This window comes from Teichococcus wenyumeiae, assembly GCF_003696345.1.
Lineage (GTDB): Bacteria > Pseudomonadota > Alphaproteobacteria > Acetobacterales > Acetobacteraceae > Pseudoroseomonas > Pseudoroseomonas wenyumeiae.
Genome location: NZ_RFLX01000112.1, coordinates 1 through 3,275 on the forward strand (window position 1 = coordinate 1; position 3,275 = coordinate 3,275).

3 protein-coding genes and 1 pseudogene are annotated in these 3,275 nt (G+C 64.1%); 1 reads left to right on the forward strand and 3 read right to left on the reverse strand.

Features of this window, described 5'->3' with window-relative positions:
- Positions 1-134 precede the first annotated feature (134 nt).
- From EBE87_RS27945 to EBE87_RS27955, 3 genes and pseudogenes are all read right to left on the reverse strand, one after another.
- The gene (locus tag EBE87_RS27945; RefSeq protein WP_122140306.1) at positions 135-662 is read right to left on the reverse strand and encodes an NADPH-dependent F420 reductase; all 528 of its coding nucleotides are present in this window, start codon (positions 660-662) and stop codon (positions 135-137) included.
- A 114-nt stretch (positions 663-776) separates the two neighbouring features.
- Positions 777-1,490 (reverse strand): SDR family oxidoreductase, encoded by a 714-nt coding sequence (gene bdcA, locus EBE87_RS27950; protein WP_122140307.1) that lies wholly within the window; start codon positions 1,488-1,490, stop codon positions 777-779.
- Between the two features lie 118 nt (positions 1,491-1,608).
- Positions 1,609-2,130 (reverse strand): annotated as a pseudogene (locus EBE87_RS27955) (IS3 family transposase); the annotation flags it as partial.
- 111 nt (positions 2,131-2,241) lie between these two features.
- On the opposite strand from EBE87_RS27955, the gene EBE87_RS27960 reads away from it, so the two are divergent.
- On the forward strand, positions 2,242-3,069 hold the full coding sequence (locus tag EBE87_RS27960; protein WP_122140308.1) for an IS6 family transposase: 828 nt from the start codon (positions 2,242-2,244) through the stop codon (positions 3,067-3,069).
- The last annotated feature ends 206 nt before the right edge of the window (positions 3,070-3,275 follow it).

Below are 3,275 nucleotides of genomic sequence, written 5' to 3' on the forward strand. Positions count from 1 at the left end.
ACAGCTTCAGGTTCAGGAACAGCTCGGCAGAACCCAAGAACAGGAGGACCAAAACACCCGCTTGACCTGCGGCCACAGCCCGCGGGACATATTCCTGGCCGGGTCATTTCTCGATGAAAACGCCGGGTCAGGTCTCAGCGAAAATCAACACCGAACTGGTCGTATAGCCGCGTCACAAGCTCTACGGCCTCAGGAAAATTGCTTGATGCTGCCAGGGCCGGACGGTCGGGCGCGCCGCGCGGTCTGCCCCAGGCGATGATCCGGGGAGCCTGGATATGCGTGAAAGCCTTCACCACCTTGGATGCTGGAAGCTGCTCCTGGCGTAGCTCGTGCTCGGTCTTCTCACCCGAATCGACCATCGGGTAATGACCGTCGCGCCAAGCCATGTAGTTGTTCGTGTCGATCACGACTTTCCCCGCAAGCGCTTCCACTGGCATGTTGTTCGCTAGCCTCAGGGGAACAGCGACCACGACGAAGTCGCCTGCCGTGGCCGCACCTGCTGCTGTCGACGCGCTCGCTGATGGCCCTAGCTCTGCGATGAGGTCACTCAATGTATCCGGCCCGCGCGAATTGGCGATGACAACGTCGTAGCCGTTCACGATGGCCGCGCGCGCGATATGGCTGCCGACTTCGCCGGCGCCGATGATGCCGATTGTTGCCATGGATGCCTTACCTCAAGGGCTGGAGAATTGACGAAGACGGTGGTTGGTCGCTGCCTCAGATGCCTGACAGTCATGCGGGGCCGCCGGTGCCCCGGCCAGCCCCGCACCATCGCATCAGGCGGCGAAGCCGCCATCGATCGTATGCATGGCTCCGGTCACGAAGCTCGCCTCCGGCCCCGACAGCCAAGCCACCATCCCCGCCACGTCCTCCGGCCGGCCGTGGCGCTTGATGGCCATGACCGCATGCTGGATCTCCTTCATCGGCCCATCCGCCGGGTTCAGGTCTGTGTCGATGGGCCCAGGCTGCACGATGTTCACCGTGATCCCGCGCGGCCCGAAGTCCCGCGCCAGCCCGCGCGCCATCCCCTGCAAGGCCGACTTGCTCATCGCGTAGGCCGACAGGCCCGGAAAGGGAATCCGGTCCCCGTTGGTGGAGCCGATCACGATGATCCGTCCGCCCTCCGGCATCCGCCGCGCCGCCTCCACCGAGGCATGGTAGGGCGCGGCCACGTTGACCCGGATCAGCCGGTCCACCGCGTCAGGGTCCTGCTCGAGCGGATCACCGAAGGCGCCGACACCCGCATTCACCACCAGCACGTCCAGCGGTCCGCTGTCGCGCACCCGCGCGATCACCGCATTCCGGTCTGCACTGTCCGCCACCACCGCCGTGCTGCCCGTCTCGGCCGCCAACCGCTCCGCCGCTTCGCGAGACCCGGCATAGGTGAAGGTGACAGCCGCGCCATCCGCCGCGAAGCGCCGCACGATCGCCGCCCCGATCCCCCGGCTGCCGCCGAGCACCAGAACGGTCTTACCCTGAAAACTGGCCATGGAGGCTTCCTTGTGATTAATGTAGTTAATCCTACATAAAGCCACGGTAGCCACCGTCAAGAGATTTTTGTAATGGGAAATACAAATAGTGATCTTCCCCTGATTTGATGGACAGGGATCAGGCGGCATTGTGCTGCATCTGCTCTGGCGTCTGGTAGCCCAAGGCGGAGTGGATGCGCTGCCGGTTGTAGTAGCTCTCGATGTAGGCGAACACGTCGCGTCTGGCTTCGTCCCGCGTGGCCCACCGGCGCTGCTGGACGAGCTCGACCTGGAGGGTGTGGAAGAAGCTTTCCATGGGTGCATTGTCCGGACAGTTGCCACGGCGGCTCATGGATTGCCGTATGCCGGCTGCGCTGAGCAGCTTGCGGTCATTGTCGGCAGCGTACTGCGAGCCGCGGTCCGAATGCTGCAGCACCCCGGGTGACGGCCGCTGCCGCTGGATGGCCATGGTGAGGGCTGCGCAGGTGAGTTCCGCGCGCATGTGCTGGCGCATGGACCAGCCGACAATCTTGCGCGTGGCCAGGTCGAGCACGGCGGCGAGATAGAGCCAGCCTTCACCAGTAGGCAGATAGGTCATGTCGGCCAGCTAAACTGTGTTGGGGCGCGCGAGCCTGAACTGCCGATCCAGCAGGTTCGCGGCGACAGCGAAGGGATGGCTGAGCCGGTTCTGTCAGGCGTCGCGCCAGGCGGTCCGTTTGGCTGTCCGGGCTATCGCCGGTAGCCTGCGGGACCAGCGGGGCGGGAATTGGGTATGGACTGTGTGGTCTGCGGCTCCGCCGCCGTGACGGAGCGGCCAGAGCGTACCGCCCAGGCCTATCGGCGGTTCCGTTGCCGTGACTGCGGCAAGCAGTTCAACGAGCGCAGTGCCGGACTGCTGAACCACACCCAATATCCCTCTGACGTGATCGCCATCGTGGTCCTGTGGCGGCTGCGCTACCGCCTGACCCTGCGGGATTTGGCCGAGATGTTTCTCCAGCGTGGCCTCGTGTTCAGCCATGAAGCTGTCCGTGACTGGGAGGCAAAGCTCGCACCGGTGCTGGCCGACGAACTTCGCCGACGCCGGCACGGCAAGGGCAGTGCCCGCGGCCGGCATTGGCATGTTGACGAGACATATTTGAAAGTTCGCGGCCGCTGGGCGTATCTGTACCGGGCCGTTGACCGCGGCGGCAACCTTGTCGATACCATGCTGAGCGAGCACCGCGACATGGCCGCGGCTCAAGCCTTCTTCCGCTCGGCCAAAGCGGCAACTGGCATCAGGCCCGAATGCGTTACCACGGATGGCCACGGCTCCTACCCACGAGCCATCCGATCAGCGCTCGGCCGGCAGGTCGTTCATCGCCGTAGCGCTTACAAGAACAACAGATTGGAACAAGATCATCGGGGCATCAAAGGCCGCATCCGGTGTATGCGCGGCTTCAAGAGCTTCGATTCAGCGAGGCGGTTCTGCCGAAGCTACGATGAACTCCGCAACCACCTCCGCCCTCGAATTCGCCACAACCAGTATGTTCCCGCCAGTCGCCGTCGCATGCTTCATCTCCGTCGCGCGGCAACCGTGCTCGCCATCCTCCAGTCAGCATAGCCTGCCGGCATCAGCCAGCGTGTCACCGCACCCCTGGCGCGAGAACTGACAGATCCGCCCATACTTTCATGTCCGCTATCTGCCTCGCCGCCACCGTCCTCTTCTGGATCAATGAGTCCTGAGCCTAGCTGTCTGGTCGCGGAACATTGTTGGGACCCGGTCGGGCTGGCTATCCTAGACTATCGCCGCCGGTTCGAGCGCCTGCC

Excerpts from the sequence above, each read along its gene's own strand:
- EBE87_RS27945 (WP_122140306.1), bottom strand. The coding sequence starts at position 662 with ATGGCAACAATCGGCATCATCGGCGCCGGCGAAGTCGGCAGCCATATC.
- bdcA (WP_122140307.1), bottom strand. The coding sequence starts at position 1,490 with ATGGCCAGTTTTCAGGGTAAGACCGTTCTGGTGCTCGGCGGCAGCCGG.
- EBE87_RS27960 (WP_122140308.1), top strand. The coding sequence starts at position 2,242 with ATGGACTGTGTGGTCTGCGGCTCCGCCGCCGTGACGGAGCGGCCAGAG.